The organism is Rhodococcus sp. NPDC060090 (genome assembly GCF_042729855.1).
Taxonomy (GTDB): Bacteria; Actinomycetota; Actinomycetes; order Mycobacteriales; family Mycobacteriaceae; genus Rhodococcus.
Genome location: NZ_JBHWXB010000019.1, coordinates 68,835 through 83,299 on the forward strand (window position 1 = coordinate 68,835; position 14,465 = coordinate 83,299).

The following is a 14,465-nucleotide window of genomic DNA, read 5'->3' on the forward strand; positions in this document are numbered from 1 at the left end:
TGGGCCGAGGTTTGTCCGAAGGGCGGGGATCCTCCAGTCGGGGTCGTGCGCGCAGCGTCGTGGCTGCATTGGCTGCATGCGGTCTCGTGATCGGTCTCGCAGGCTGTAGCAGTTCGGACGACGGGGCGGACACTGCAAGTGCACCCGCCGAGTCGAATGGGGCGTTCCCCGTCCAGATCACGTCTCCTCTCGGTGTCGCGGACATCGAAGCGGCGCCCCAGCGGGTGGCGACGTGGGGCTGGTCGAATCAGGATGCCATTCTGGCGCTCGGGGTCGTCCCGGTCGCGATGCCCACCTTCGAGGGGCCCCAGTACGGGTCCGACGACGCAGGCGTCCTGAAATGGGATGCGGACGCGCTCGAAGAACTCGGCGCCGACACTCCGATTCTCTTGTCGGGCGACGGGACCGGCGAAGCGCCGATCGAACAGTTCGCGGCGGCCGACCCGGACCTGATCTTTGCCCCTTACTCGGGTCTCACCCAGCAAGAATTCGACGCGTTGTCCGAAATTGCTCCCGTCGTCGCCTACCCGGAAGATCCGTGGACTGCGTCGTGGGAAGAGCAGCTGTCCATCGCCGGCCAGGCGCTCGGAAAGCAGGCCGAGGCGACCGCGATCCTCGACTCCGTCAACACTGAGATCGCTGATGCTGCAGCGAAGTACCCGGCATTGGCCGGTAAGACGGTCACGATCGCGCTCCCGACCGGCCCGGACACTTTTGCGGTGAGCAAGTCCGCTGATGTCCGCGTCGAGTTCCTCGAGCAGCTGGGTCTGGTGAACGAGCCGACGATCCAGGAAGCCGATCCGGACAGTGATCCGACGGCAGTGTATTTCGAGTTGAGCTATGAGAAGGCTGCGCTGATCCAGTCGGATGTCTTGTTCGTGGTCGCTTACGATAAGGAATCGCTGAATTCCTTCCTCGCTTCACCCGTTGTGGCAACGCTGCCGGTTGTCAGTGAGGGGCGCACGGCCTCCACCAAGGACTTCTCCGTCGACAAGAACTTCGCGTTCGGTGGACTGACGGTCCTGACCATCCCGTACATCCTCGATGATGTTGCGTCGGTGCTGAACAGCGCTGCTGAGAACGTCAACGGATAAGGATCTCGAGTCACAGAAGGTAGAGAACGATGAGCGGCCGCGGTCTGCTTGTGGATCTGTCGCCATTGCGCGAGAGCCCACCATTTCGGAGTATCGTCATCGCGCGCACGATCGCTGTGTTCGGGATCGGCATGCTCATCGTTGCGGTACCGGTGCAGATCTTCGATCTGACCGGGTCGACCGCGCACGTCGGATTTGCCTCCACCTCGACCGGTATTGCCACACTGTTCGGTTTGCTCGCCGGCGGGGTGCTGGCCGATCGGTTCGACAGGCGACGATTGATCGTCTGGACACGTGCGATATGCGGACTGACGTTTGTCGGGCTCGCTCTCAACGCTGCATCCGCGGACCCGAGTGTGTGGGCGATCTATGTGCTCGGGGCCATCGACGGCGCGATCGGAGCCGTGAGTATTACTGCGCTGCTCGCGGTCACGCCGGCGCTGATCCCGAAGAACTCCTTCGCGGCAGCCGGTGCCATCAATGCACTCACCGTCCAACTCGGAATGATGGCGTCGCCCGCTCTCGGCGGAGTGCTGATCGCGTCGGCAGGCGTGACCTGGAACTACTGGGCGGCCGCCGCGGGCACCCTCCTCACCGTTCCACTACTGATGACACTGCCCGCACTGAAACCTGATGAGGCCGAGACGGAGTCGCCGTGGGCGTCGCTCGCGGGTGGTTTCCGGTTTGCACTGGGCCACACCACGGTGCGTTCCGTCCTGATCGTGGGGACCATCGCGTTGCTCGGCGGAGGCGTAGGGGTCCTCATCCCGGCATTCGTCGAACAGCGATTCGGTGGCGACCCGCGTGCCGCCGGGCTGCTCTATTCGGCTACCGCCGTCGGTGCTGCGTTGGGATCGGTCGGTAGCGGCTGGATCAAGGGGATGCGTCGCAAGGGATACACACTGACCGTCGCACTCACCATCAGCTTCATCGCACTTGCCGGAGTCGGGTTCGCGCCCGCTGTGTGGATAGCCCTGGTGTTACTGGCCGTGGCAGGGGCGTTCAGCGCGACCCAGGAGATCGTGGCGTACACGCTCATCCAGACCAACACGCCCGATCGTCTGTTGGGCCGGACGAACAGCCTCTGGAGTGCGCAGAACGTCTTCGGGCTCGCAGTCGGGTCCGCAGTGGCCGGGATCATCGGTTCGTTCTTCGTCGCCTCGACAGCCTTGATCGTCTATGGGGCGATCATGGTGACGCTGTCCCTGCTCGCATTGCTCACCCTCCGCTCGTTGCGCGACTACGTCGATCACACTGTCCATGCCGTAGAGGTGGACACAACGACACAGTTCGTCGGCGCCGAACCGGACGAATCCGAGGAACTACGATGATCACAGAACCTTCCGTGCAACCCGACGTCGTCCGCTTCGCGGCGGACCGTGCGCAACGGTACATCGACGCCGGGCTGTGGAAGGGCTTGTCGCTCGCAACGTGTTTCGACTCGTGGGCCGGTGCCTACGGTCCCCGCCGTGCGGTGATCGACGCCGACGGTGAGCTCACGTACAGCCAGCTCGCGAGTCGGGTACGGGCGACAGCGGCGGGGTTCGCGGACCGGGGCATCGAGCCGGGAGATCGGGTCGTGGTTCATCTGCCCAATACCGTCGGCTTTGTCGTGGTGTTGTTCGCGTTGTTCGAGTGTGGCGCTGTACCGGTGCTGACCTTGCCCGCGCACCGCACCCGCGAGATCGTTCATCTGGCCACACTGTCCGAGGCCACGGCATATGTGACCGTCGACGTCGACGGCGGTTTCGACTATCGCGATCTTGCTCGCGAGGTGCTGTCGTCCGTACCCAGCATTTCGACAGTTGTCATCGACGGAAGTCCCGCCGAATTCACGGCGCTCGACGACGTTCGGTCGGCAGAGCGAGCCTTCGATCGCGTCGATTCACGCGAAGTCGCGGTGCTGCTGGTATCGGGTGGCACGACAGGCCTTCCGAAACTGATCCCGCGTACGCACGACGACTACGAGTACAACGCCAGGGCAAGCGCAGAGGTGTGCGCACTCGACGCGGACGACGTATACCTCGGTGTCCTACCTGCGGCACACAACTTTCCCTTGGCATGTCCTGGAATTCTCGGTGCGTTGGGGACAGGCGCCACTGTGGTCCTGACCCGTGATTCGAGTCCCGACCACACATTCGGTCTGATCGAGAAGCATGGTGTCACGGTCACAGCCCTGGTACCCGCGCTCACCCAGTTGTGGTGTGAAGCAACCGAATGGGAAGTCGCGGATCTGTCGACCCTGCGGTTGCTGCAGGTCGGGGGAGCGAAACTCTCATCGGAAGTCGCCAAACTCGTGCAACCGTCTCTCGGGTGCACACTGCAGCAGGTATTCGGTATGGCCGAGGGTTTGCTGAACTACACACGACTCGATGATCCTGAGGATCTGCTCATCACCACCCAAGGTCGTCCGCTGTCGGACTTCGATGAAGTCCGCGTCGTCGACGAGACCGGTCACGACGTCGCTGCAGGCGAAACCGGTGAGCTTCTGACCCGAGGGCCGTACACCATCAACGGCTACTATCGGGCCGCAGAACAGAATCGCACCGCCTTCACCTCGGACGGGTTCTATCGCAGCGGCGACCAGGTCCGAAGGCTCGACTCCGGCCATCTGATCGTGACCGGCCGGCTCAAGGACGTCATCGTCCGCGGTGGTGAGAACGTCGCCGCGGATGCCCTCGAAGACCTGTTGTCGACACACCCGAATGTGTCCGGAGTTGCTGTGGTCGGAGTCCCGGATCGTGATCTGGGCGAGAGTGTCTGTGCTGTGGTCGTGCCTCGCGGAACTCCACCTGGACTCCCGGAGTTACGCTCATTTCTGATCAGCGCGGGAACCGCACGTAATGCATTGCCGGACCGCATCGAGCTTCGCTCGTCGTTCCCGATGACAGCAGTCGGTAAGGTCGACAAGAAGAGTTTGATCGCTGACATCGGGAGCCGATCGTGATGTCCTCCACTACCGCCGGACTCGAGGACTTCGTCGGGTCGGCCCGGTCGGCCGAGCGGGAAATGCTCGACCGTGATCTGGTCCGGGTCATCGCATTGGTCGAAACGGGACTGTTCGATGACTATGTGGTCTACGAGAACCGCGGCAAGTGGGTGTTTGCCACGGGAATCACTGGTTCGGTCGCATTGACCAGTGAGAGCGTGACTACAACGTGGGAAGGTCAGGTCAGTGTGTCGACGTGGTCGGGATCGCCGGCCACTGCCCTTCAGCGTGCGTGCGAGGCATTCTCGACCACGAGGTGGAATGCCTTCGGCTGGGTCGGTTTCGAATTCGCCGCCTACACGCATGGCGTGCGGACAGGACGATTCGACGGTGATACCACCCTTGCCTACCTGTTCGTGCCTCGTATCGAAATCACGTGGGGACACTCCGATGGCAACGACGTGGTCGTCACCGGCGGCACGGCCACCGAGCGGGCTGCGATATTCGACGCGCTGCGGACGGACAGCGTAGACGATGTGCCCTCATTCGGTGACCTGGACATCTTTGAAGACAGTGAGCGATACCGTGCTCGCACGGCAGAGGCAATCGATGAGATCTGCCGTGGCGAGTACGCGAAAGTGATTCTCTCCCGGACTATTCCGATCCCCTTCGAGGTCGATTTGCCTCGCACCTACCGTCTGGGTCGATTGGCCAATACGCCGGCCCGATCGTTCCTGCTCGACGCAGGAGGTATCGAGGCCGCTGGATTCAGCCCCGAACTGGTGGTGTCCGTCGACGATCGCCGGATGGTCTCCGCCGAACCACTCGCCGGAACAAGAGCTTTCGGTGTAGGAGCCGAAGAGGATTCCGCCGCACGGAACGACCTCGAGAAAGATCCCAAGGAAATCGCCGAACACGCCGTCTCGGTTCGCGCCGCATTTCACGAGGTGGCGTCCGTGTCGGAAGACGACTCGGCCATGGTGACAGATTTCATGAGCGTCCGTGAGCGAGGCAGCGTGCAGCATTTGGCATCGACGGTGCGTGGTCGACTGCGCGCCGGGATGTCGCCATGGGATGCGTTCGCAGCGGTGTTTCCGGCCGTCACTGCGTCGGGTATCCCCAAGCGCGAGTCGATCGATGCGATCGTGCGGCTCGAAGATTCCGAGCGTGCATTGTATTCCGGAGCAGTAGTGCGTACCTCGTCCGATGGCACCCTCGAAGCCGCGTTGGTGCTGCGGGCGGTGTACCAGCAACAGGGTCATGCGTGGTTGCGCGCCGGGGCCGGGATCGTTGCTCAGTCCACACCGGACCGCGAGTTCGATGAGACGTGTGAGAAGCTCACCAGCGTCGCGCCGTATCTTGTTTGCCGTTCGGATCCTCGCGACACCTGTGCTCGCGACTCGGAGAGGTGAGAATCAGCTGTGGCCAGATCTTATCGGAAGCAACTGGTTCATCCTGAAGTGATCCGACGGGCCACTGTTCTCGGCACTTCGGACATCACCGCAGGGATGCGCCGCATCGTCCTCGGTGGACCCGAGCTGTCGGCCTTCACGCGGGACGGCTTCGATTTCCCACCGCTTCGCAGCCCGGGATTCGACGACTTCGTGCGCTTGTTCTTCCCCACCGAGTCCGGCGAGGTGGTGTTGCCGCGTCAGCGTGAGCGGTCGGTGGAGTGGTCGCGCGACCCGAAGCCTGTCACGCGCAACTACACCGTGCGTAGGCACGACCCCGATAGCGGCGAACTTGCCATCGATTTCGTCACCCACGAGACGGGTATCGCTTCCTCGTGGGGCCGCCGGTGTCGTCCTGGTGACACGATCGACCTTCTCGGTCCGGTGCGCTCCGGTGAAGCTCCACACGACGTTGATTGGGTACTCGTCGTCGGTGACGAGACGGCCTTGCCTGCGATCGCGCGCTGGCTCGAAGAAATGCCTGCGGGCCTCGATGCTCGAGTGGTGGTGGAAGTAGCCTCCGCGGACTACAGCCTCGACCTGCCCAGTGCTGCAACGGTCTCGTTGACTCGCGTGAACCGGGGGGATCGATCGGCAGGCGACGCTACGGCGCTCGAGTCGGCGGTCAGGTCGGTGCCGTGGCGCGACGGAAAGGTATTCGCCTGGGTAGCAGGCGAATCGACATCCCTCAAGGGGATTCGTCGATACCTGCGCAACGAACGTTCCATGCCGGCGGAGATGGTCGAGATAACAGGCTATTGGCGGCGCAGTGAGGTCGTCACTCTGGCAGACGATCCGGAGGTTCCAGACCTGGCGGTTGCCCCACCGGAGCCGTTCGAGAAGTTGGCCGAGCGCGCGGAGATCGTCTCGCCGTTCGCGATCCGTGCCGCAAACACACTCCGTATTCCGCATCATGTGGCTGAGGGCGCACGTGATCTCGACGAGTTGGCCGCACGGACAGGGACCGATCCGCGGGCCCTCGCGAAGTTCGTTCGATACCTGGGCACCGTTGAGGTCCTGGCTCGCGCCCGTGACGGGTCGTTGACTCTCGGTGAAGTAGGGGAGGCGATGCTGGCAGACGAGTGGGTGTCGAACTGGCTCGACTTCGACGGAATCGAAGCGCGTGTGGAGTTGTCCATCACCGGGCTCGTAGGCACTCTGCGGTCCGGATCGGCGGCAGTCAGCGCGATCACCGGGCACACGCTCGACGAAGACCTCGAGGCACACGCGAAGCTGGCCGACAAGCATCACGGTCACATCGCAGATGAAGCGGCATTCCTCGGATCTGCGCTGGCCGCTGAGTATCCGTTCACCGGATTGTCGCGAATCCTCGTGTCGGGCACAGGTTCGGGTGTGGTGCTCGGATCGGTCCTCGGATCGCAGACGGAACTCACGGCGACGATCGTCGATATGCCGAGTGAACTCGACCGCATTCGTGGCGATATCGACCCCGCGGTATCGGGGAGAGTATCTCTCTTGCCGCAGAGCATCCTCAGCCCTGTGACGACCGGAGCGTTCGACGCGTACTTGCTCCTCGAGGCAACCGGCCGACTTCAGGACTGCGACCTGGCGATGTTGTTGCGCAACGCGATCGACTCGGTCGCACCAGGTGGCAAGCTCGTGGTGGTGGAACGATTGCTCGATGAGGGCTCCGACGGTGCGCCACTGACCGAGGACGCTGCTGAGTTCGACCTGCTGATGCTCTGCATGCACGGAACGGGTGTGCGCACCTTGCACGAATTCACCGCCGTCGCAGCAGATGCAGGTCTCGGCGTCACCGAGTCACGATTGGTCGGTTGGGGGATCGCTGTTCTGGATCTGCAGCGCCGGCCGAGCTCTGTGTCGTCGTAGTCTCCACCGTGACCGGAGATGTCCGAGTACAGCAACGCCGTCACCGACGCGGCGGCACGAAGTGAGACCTGCAGGAAACTGATTGCGTACGTCTGTCTTGGAGAAAGGCCTATCGATGGCAGGGACCGTCCGTGAGCTCGAGGTATTTCCGATCTGTATCCGAGAGGTGGACGTCCTCCGAGTCGAGGACGTCACCCCCGGCATGCGCCGGGTGACGGTCGGCGGTCCGTCGATGGACGGTCATGTTCGAGACGGTGTTCAGTTGCCTGCGGTGCGGACCAGCGGTTTCGACGACGACGTCAAGCTGTTGCCGGTCGACCCCCGGACCGGAGAACTGCCGTTCGAGGTGCCACGGAACTCCGAGAGCGGAGCCGTCGAGTGGCCGTCGGGATCGTTCCAGTACGCCCGGACCTACACGGTGCGTTCCTTCGACGAGGACACCCGCGAGATGGCAATCGATTTCGCGATGCACGAGGGTGGGTTGGCCGCCGACTGGGCGAATCGCGTGCAGCCGGGGGAGAAGGTCCTCATGGCAGGGCCGAAGCACTCGGCGGGTCTTCCCGCAGGCGTCGACTGGATGCTGATCGCCGGTGACGAGACGGCGCTGCCCGCGATTGCGCACTGCCTCGAGCAGCTCCCGTCCGATCTGCCCGCGACGGTGGTGATCGAGGTGGCCGAACCGTCGCATCGGCAGGAGCTGAAATGTGAGGCGCCCTTGGACGTGACGTGGCTGTTCCGCTCCGAGAACGACGGTGAGTCGCGGTTGGTCGAGACGGTGAAGACAGCGCAGTGGCGGCCCGGGCAGCCGTACCTGTGGGTCGCGGGCGAGACGCTGACGATCAAGCCGCTGCGGCGCTGGGCGAAGCTGGACAAGGAGATCGCCAAGCAGTTCGTGGAGATCGCCGGCTACTGGCGTCACCGTGAGGTCACGCAGGCAGACCCGGGATCACCGGTCGATGCTGCGGATGTCGAGATCGACCCCAACGAGCAACTGCACGAGATGTCGGAATTGCTGCCACCGTTGGTGATCAGGACGGCGGTCACCGTCGGGTTGTTCGAGGCGATCGAAGGCGGCGCCGACACGGCGGAAGCTGTCGCCGCCGAGTGCGGGACCCATCCCGGTGCGACGGCGAAACTGCTGCGTCATCTCGTGCTGATGGACCTGGTCTCGGTGGACGAGGGGCACTTCGCGCTCACCGAGATGGGATCGCTCCTGGCCGATCAGGACGCGTTCGCCAGTCAGGCCCTGCACTTCGAGAAGATTCATACCCGCCTCGACATGGCGTTCCTCGGGTTGCTCGAGTCGGTTCGGACCGGGGCAGCCGCGGCAGGTCACAGCTTCGCCGACAAACAGAAGGATCCCGGGTTCGTGGACGGCTTCCACGAGGAGGTCGCGTCCGGATCCGTCTACCGCGCGCCGGCCCTACCCGATGCGGTCGATCTCGACGGCGTACGTACCGTCGCGATCTACGGAGAGGGCGCAGGCGTATACGCCGACCACCTCGCCCGGGTCCTGCCGGAACTCGAGATCTCCCTGGTGGGACTGCCAGCGCAGAACACCAGGAATCTGGGCGATGTAGCGGAGTCGCGCCGGGGTGCCGTCAAACGTATCGACGGCAGCGAGTTCACTGCCCTCTCAGCGCCCGTCGACCTGGCCGTTGCGGTCGAGATGGTCGACTGCCATCCCGACGCCGACGCGCGAATGCTGATCGCGGCGCTCGGTGCGTCCGCGCGCCGGGTCGTGCTGGTGACCGATCTGCTCGATCCGAACTCCACGGACGACCACGACACCGAGGCAGACCTCCTGAAACTGTGCCTCCACGGAGCGGGGCAGCGCACCGAGGCCGAGCTGTCCGCTCTGATATCGGAATCAGGCTGTGGAACAACGCGATTCGGAACGATCGGCTGGGGCTCGACGGTCGTGGAGTTCAGCGGCACACGCTGACGCGTCACGTCCGTCGGGCGTAGCGCACCTGCGGCCTGCCGGCCCGGCCGTACTCGGTGAGCCGCACGAGCGCGCCGTCGTCGGCAAGACGTTCGAGATAGCGCCACGCCGTCACCCGCGACACCCCGATCCCCGCACCCACCTGTGCGGCGGTGCACGGCTCGTCGGCTTCACGGAGGAAGCCGACGATCCGGTCGAGTGTCGCGGGTGCGATGCCTTTCGGGCTCGACGCGCGTGAGTCCGATGTCCGCAGGGCAGCCATCGCGCGGTCGATTTCGTGCTGGCCGGCGGCTTTCCCCGCGCCGTCGAGTGCCTCGCGGTAGGACACGTAATGTTCGAGCTTGTCGCGCAGGGCAGCGAACGTGAAGGGTTTGAGCAGATACAGCACGATTCCGCGGGCGACAGCGGTGCGTACCACCTCGAGTTCGCGCGCCGAGGTCACGGCGATGATGTCGGGACTCGGGTGGAACACGCTGAGAGCGGCCGCGATATCGAGTCCGCTGGTATCGGGTAGCCCGATATCGAGGAGCACCAGCTCGACCGGATTGCCGGCGTGGGCTGCGGTGGCCACGGCGCGCAGTGCATCCTGTCCGGTATGAGCCACCCCGGCGACAGTGAAACCTGGTATACGAGCGAGGTATTCGCGATGCGCCTGCGCGATCAGAGGTTCGTCCTCGACGATCAGCACGCGAATCATGCGCCTTCTCCGGGCTCGGCGCGACCGAGCGGAATCTCTACGACCACCATCGAGCCGAGAGACGGCTCGGTGCGCAGGGCTCCCCGGTACCTGCCCACGAGTCCGTTGACGAGCGCCAGACCGAGACCGTGGTGATCCGATTTCGTGGAATAACCGCGTGTGGTCGCTCGGGCCAGTGTCTCCGCGGACATGCCCGGTCCGCTGTCGGCGACTTCGATGATCATGGTGCTTTCATCCTGCCGTATCCCCACCTCGACCCACTGTTCCTCCGACGTGCGCGCGGCATCGATCGCGTTGTCGACGAGGTTGCCCACGAGCGTCACCAGGTCGCGAGTGCTCATCGGTGGGGTGGACTCGAGCGCCGTGTCCTCGGTGATCGTCAGCTCGACGCCGCGGTCGGAAGCGTCCGCGGTCTTGCCGAGCAGCAGCGCAACGAGCGCCGGTTCGCGCACGGACGAGGTGAGACGATCGATGAGTGCCTGCGACATCGCGAGCTCGTCGGTCGCGAATGCGACCGCTTCGGTGGTTCTGCCGAGTTCGACCATCGTGATGATCGTGTGCAGACGGTTGGCGGATTCGTGGGCCTGCGCGCGCAGCGATTCGGCGAGACTTTTCACCGCGTCGAGTTCACCGAGCACCCCTCGCAATTCCGTGTGGTCCCGCAGTGTCACGACCGTCCCGAGCGTTCGCCCGTCCCACCGCACCGCATCACTGTTGACCAGGAGCACGCGGTCCACGGTCACATGGATTTCGTCCCGCACGTCGCGGCGGGTCACCGCGTCGCGGAGCGTGGCAGGCAACGCGTCGAACGGGACCGGACCCGCACGCTGCAGATCGAGTAGTCGCCGCGCCTCGTCGTTGACGACCTCGATCCGCGGTGTGGGTGACTCGGTGTCGAGCACGAGGAGCCCTTCGCCGATCGAATGCAGCACCGCGTCGTGATGCTCGTAGAGAGTGCGGAGCTGCCGCGCGTCGAGGCCCAGCGTCTGCCGCCGGAACCGCCGTGCGATGAGGTACGCCCCGGCTGCCGACACTGCAACTCCGGCCGCGACCACCCCGAGGATCGTGGGTAACCCCGTGACGAATTCTTGCCAGATGCGTGTGCGTGTCACCCCGACGGACACGAAGCCGACGAGGTCGTCCGCCTCGTCGTACACGGGTGCGACAGCCCGGATCGATGGTCCGAGCGAGCCCGTGTACGTCTCGGTGAACGTCTCACCGGCACGGGCCGGCTCTGTGTGACCTGTGTACGGTCGCCTGATCTCCTCGCGGGTGGGATGGGTCAACCGGATCTCGTCCCTGCCCATCACCACTACGAAATCGACCCCGGTCGACGTGCGCACCTTCTCGGCCCGCACCTGTAGGTCACCGTCGGCGTCGCTCGCGGCGATCCCCTGAGCGACCTCGGGAAACTGCGCGAAGGTGTCGGCGATCTCCGTCACTTCGCGTGCGGTCGCGTCGTCGGCCTCGCGGCGTTCGTCGAGTACGAACAGGATTCCCGCTACGACGGCCATCACCGTGAACACCACCAGCTGCAGGATCAGCAGCTGCCGCGCGACGCTCAGCGGACGTGCGCGATCTCGTACCGACCGCATCTCGACCTCCCGCCGCGCGAATTCTCCGAGTGTTCACGCGCACGTTCCCCGTGAACACAATGCACGCAATCTTCTGCTGACACCGCCGTTCACTCCACCATGTTCCTAGTGCGCGTGACCTCGGTCACCCGACCCGATGCCGGTGGAACCTCGATTCGAGCAGGTTCGTCGCCGACGCTGCACCACAACGTGAAGGGCACACATGAGTATCACCACGCGCGGGGCGAAACGCCGCGATCGCACCCACTGGTTGTACATCGGCGTCATCGTCGCGGTGGTCGCGGGTGTGGCCGTCGGATGGCTGGCACCCGAGGCGGGCAAGTCGCTCGGCGTACTCGGCACGATGTTCGTCGATCTCATCAAGATGATGATCAGCCCGGTGATCTTCTGCACCATCGTGCTCGGCATCGGATCAGTGCGTGCTGCTGCCAGCGTCGGACGCATCGGCGGTCTCGCCCTCGTCTACTTCATCGGGATGTCGACGGTCGCTCTCGCGATCGGTCTCGGCGTCGGCAACCTTCTCGATCCGGGTTCCGGTCTGACGCTGGACCCGGAGACCACAGGCTCGGGTGCCGCACTCGCCGAGCAGGCGCACGCCGCAGGCGGCACCGCCGATTTCATCTCCTCGATCATCCCCACATCGCTGCTGTCCGCTCTCACCGCGGGCAGCGTGCTGCAGACCTTGTTCGTGGCGTTGCTCGTCGGATTCGCGATCCAGGGCATCGGGAAGTCCGGTGAGCCGATTCTGCGCGGTATCGCGCATGTCCAGAAGCTCGTCTTCAAGATCCTCACCATGATCTTGTGGCTCGCCCCGATCGGCGCGTTCGGTGCGATCGCCAATGTCGTCGGTCAGACGGGACTGAGCGCTGTGGTGCAGTTGGGCGCCCTGATGCTCGCCTTCTACCTCACGTGCCTGGTGTTCGTGTTCGGCGTGCTCGGCTCGCTGCTCAAGGCCGTGGCAGGAGTGTCGGTGTTAAAACTCGTCCGCTATCTCGCCCGCGAATACCTGCTGATCTTCGCGACGTCGTCGTCGGAATCGGCATTGCCGCGACTGATCGCCAAGATGGAGCACCTCGGGGTCGAGCGCACCACCGTCGGTGTCGTGGTGCCCACGGGCTACTCGTTCAACCTCGACGGAACCGCGATCTACCTGACGATGGCCGCGCTGTTCGTCGCCGACGCCATGGGCAGCCCGCTCACTCTGTCGGAGCAGTTGTCGCTGCTGCTGTTCATGGTGATCGCATCGAAGGGCGCGGCCGGGGTCACCGGCGCGGGCCTGGCGACGCTCGCGGGTGGCCTCCAGAGTCACCGCCCGGATCTACTCGACGGTGTCGGGCTGATCGTGGGTGTCGACCGATTCATGTCGGAGGCGCGCGCGGTCACCAACTTCTCCGGCAACGCCGTCGCGACGCTGTTGATCGGCACGTGGACCCGCTCGGTCGACCGCGAGCGCGTCGACGAGGTGCTGTCGGGCCGGCTGCCGTTCGACGAGAACTCGCTCGGCGACGACCACGGCATGCCTGAACCGGCAGCCGAGCCGTCACGGCTGGAGAAGGTGTCGGTCTAGTACAACCGACCCGAAGGTCCGGCCGGTTCCCCGTTCCCCGGGTGGGAGGGGAACCGGCCGGACGCTGCCGTTCCGGGGTGGTGAGGGCAGGCACGCTAGCTTGGTCGTATGACCACGCCTCTGCAGAACATCGCTATCAACACCCTCTCGGGTGAGCCCACCAGCCTCGGCGCGTACGACGGCCACGCGCTGCTCGTCGTCAATGTTGCTTCCAAGTGCGGGCTGACACCGCAGTACACCGTGCTCGAGCAGCTCGCGAAGGATTACGCGGACCGGGGCCTGTTCGTCATCGGCGTCCCGTGCAACCAGTTCATGGGTCAGGAACCCGGCACCGCCGAGGAGATCCAGGAGTTCTGCTCCACCACCTACGGCGTCACGTTCCCGCTGCTCGAGAAGATCGAGGTCAACGGTGAGAACCGGCATCCGCTGTACGCCGAGCTCACGAAGCAGGCCGACGCCAGCGGTGAAGCCGGCGACATCCAGTGGAACTTCGAGAAGTTCCTGATCGCGCCCGACGGCACCGTCGTGAACCGCTTCCGTCCCCGCACCGAGCCCGACGCACCCGAAGTGATCGACGCGCTCGAAGAGATCCTTCCGGCCTGATTCCGATCGACCCTGATCCCGATCGACACAGCACGAGAACAGAGCACCAGAGACATGTTTTCCACCGACGCGCGCGACGCGCTGTACGACATCATCCGCATGCGCCGAGACGTGCGCGCCGAGTTCAGCGGGGACGTGCTCTCCGAAGACGTGCTGTGGCGCGTCCTCGGGGCCGCACACCACGCACCGAGCGTCGGCAACACTCAGCCCTGGGACTTCGTGGTTGTGCAGGACGCGCAGCGCCTCGAACAGTTCGCCGCGCATGTGGCCGGATGCCGCCGGGCTTTCGCCGACTCGTTGCCGGAGGACCGTAAGGGCACCTTCGACCCGATCAAGGTCGAGGGCATCGTCGAATCGGGCACGGGCATCGTCGTCACCTACGACCCGGAGCGCGGCGGCAAGCACATCCTCGGCCGCCACACGATCGACGAATCCGGCTTGTTCTCCGCGGTGCTGGCGATCCAGAATCTCTGGCTCGCCGCGACCGCGGAGGGACTCGGCGTGGGCTGGGTGTCGTTCTACGAAGAGCCCTTCCTCGCCGATTTCGTCGGAATCTCCGATCCGGTGCGGCCCATCGCGTGGTTGTGCGTCGGGCCGGTGACCGCGTTGCAGGAGGTTCCCGACCTCGAACGGTTCGGATGGCGCACCGGACGCCCGCTCACCGACGCCGTGCACCGCGACACGTTTGCAGGCATCGCTCTCGAACAGGACACCGCCGACGCCTGACATCCGG

General features: G+C 64.7%; 11 protein-coding genes. 9 read left to right on the top strand and 2 right to left on the bottom strand.

Annotation, left to right across the window (positions count from 1 at the left end; all coding sequences use genetic code 11):
• Positions 1-59 precede the first annotated feature (59 nt).
• The 6 genes from ACFWCF_RS22625 (at position 60) to ACFWCF_RS22650 (ending at position 9,270) form a co-directional block, all read left to right on the top strand.
• The gene (locus ACFWCF_RS22625) at positions 60-1,094 is read left to right on the top strand and encodes an iron-siderophore ABC transporter substrate-binding protein (RefSeq protein WP_378490909.1); all 1,035 of its coding nucleotides are present in this window, start codon (positions 60-62) and stop codon (positions 1,092-1,094) included.
• Positions 1,095-1,123: 29 nt separating this feature from the next.
• Positions 1,124-2,425, top strand: a complete 1,302-nt coding sequence (gene entS, locus ACFWCF_RS22630; protein ID WP_378566317.1) for an enterobactin transporter EntS — start codon at positions 1,124-1,126, stop codon at positions 2,423-2,425.
• Positions 2,422-4,041 carry a (2,3-dihydroxybenzoyl)adenylate synthase gene (locus ACFWCF_RS22635; RefSeq protein WP_378566320.1) on the top strand — a complete coding sequence of 540 codons (1,620 nt, stop codon included), beginning with the start codon at positions 2,422-2,424 and terminating at the stop codon, positions 4,039-4,041. Before entS ends, ACFWCF_RS22635 begins: the two co-directional genes overlap by 4 nt.
• Entirely contained in the window at positions 4,041-5,435 is a 1,395-nt protein-coding gene (locus ACFWCF_RS22640) for a salicylate synthase (protein WP_378566382.1), read from the top strand. Before ACFWCF_RS22635 ends, ACFWCF_RS22640 begins: the two co-directional genes overlap by 1 nt.
• 9 nt (positions 5,436-5,444) lie before the next feature.
• Positions 5,445-7,325: an SIP domain-containing protein gene (locus tag ACFWCF_RS22645; RefSeq protein WP_378566323.1), complete on the top strand. Its 1,881-nt coding sequence runs from the start codon at positions 5,445-5,447 to the stop codon at positions 7,323-7,325.
• 115 nt (positions 7,326-7,440) lie between these two features.
• On the top strand, positions 7,441-9,270 hold the full coding sequence (locus ACFWCF_RS22650) for an SIP domain-containing protein (protein WP_378566326.1): 1,830 nt from the start codon (positions 7,441-7,443) through the stop codon (positions 9,268-9,270).
• Positions 9,271-9,274: 4 nt separating this feature from the next.
• On the opposite strand, the gene ACFWCF_RS22655 is transcribed toward ACFWCF_RS22650, so the two are convergent.
• Both ACFWCF_RS22655 and ACFWCF_RS22660 read right to left on the bottom strand, forming a co-directional pair.
• The gene (locus ACFWCF_RS22655; protein WP_378566329.1) at positions 9,275-9,967 is read right to left on the bottom strand and encodes a response regulator; all 693 of its coding nucleotides are present in this window, start codon (positions 9,965-9,967) and stop codon (positions 9,275-9,277) included.
• The gene (locus tag ACFWCF_RS22660) at positions 9,964-11,562 is read right to left on the bottom strand and encodes an ATP-binding protein (RefSeq protein WP_378566332.1); all 1,599 of its coding nucleotides are present in this window, start codon (positions 11,560-11,562) and stop codon (positions 9,964-9,966) included. Before ACFWCF_RS22660 ends, ACFWCF_RS22655 begins: the two co-directional genes overlap by 4 nt.
• Before the next feature lie 202 nt (positions 11,563-11,764).
• Here ACFWCF_RS22660 and ACFWCF_RS22665 point away from each other — a divergent pair, with 202 nt between their 5' ends.
• The 3 genes from ACFWCF_RS22665 (at position 11,765) to bluB (ending at position 14,458) form a co-directional block, all read left to right on the top strand.
• Positions 11,765-13,129 carry a cation:dicarboxylate symporter family transporter gene (locus ACFWCF_RS22665; RefSeq protein ID WP_378566334.1) on the top strand — a complete coding sequence of 455 codons (1,365 nt, stop codon included), beginning with the start codon at positions 11,765-11,767 and terminating at the stop codon, positions 13,127-13,129.
• A 108-nt stretch (positions 13,130-13,237) separates the two neighbouring features.
• Entirely contained in the window at positions 13,238-13,732 is a 495-nt protein-coding gene (locus ACFWCF_RS22670; RefSeq protein ID WP_378490918.1) for a glutathione peroxidase, read from the top strand.
• Positions 13,733-13,786: 54 nt separating this feature from the next.
• Positions 13,787-14,458, top strand: a complete 672-nt coding sequence (gene bluB, locus ACFWCF_RS22675) for a 5,6-dimethylbenzimidazole synthase (RefSeq protein ID WP_378566337.1) — start codon at positions 13,787-13,789, stop codon at positions 14,456-14,458.
• Positions 14,459-14,465: the final 7 nt, after the last annotated feature.

Bases quoted from the DNA above. Each gene is read 5' to 3' on its own strand.
- ACFWCF_RS22640 (WP_378566382.1), top strand. From the start codon at position 4,041: ATGTCCTCCACTACCGCCGGACTCGAGGACTTCGTCGGGTCGGCCCGG.
- ACFWCF_RS22655 (WP_378566329.1), bottom strand. From the start codon at position 9,967: ATGATTCGCGTGCTGATCGTCGAGGACGAACCTCTGATCGCGCAGGCG.
- entS (WP_378566317.1), top strand. From the start codon at position 1,124: ATGAGCGGCCGCGGTCTGCTTGTGGATCTGTCGCCATTGCGCGAGAGC.
- ACFWCF_RS22635 (WP_378566320.1), top strand. From the start codon at position 2,422: ATGATCACAGAACCTTCCGTGCAACCCGACGTCGTCCGCTTCGCGGCG.
- ACFWCF_RS22670 (WP_378490918.1), top strand. From the start codon at position 13,238: ATGACCACGCCTCTGCAGAACATCGCTATCAACACCCTCTCGGGTGAG.
- bluB (WP_378566337.1), top strand. From the start codon at position 13,787: ATGTTTTCCACCGACGCGCGCGACGCGCTGTACGACATCATCCGCATG.
- ACFWCF_RS22650 (WP_378566326.1), top strand. From the start codon at position 7,441: ATGGCAGGGACCGTCCGTGAGCTCGAGGTATTTCCGATCTGTATCCGA.
- ACFWCF_RS22660 (WP_378566332.1), bottom strand. From the start codon at position 11,562: ATGCGGTCGGTACGAGATCGCGCACGTCCGCTGAGCGTCGCGCGGCAG.
- ACFWCF_RS22665 (WP_378566334.1), top strand. From the start codon at position 11,765: ATGAGTATCACCACGCGCGGGGCGAAACGCCGCGATCGCACCCACTGG.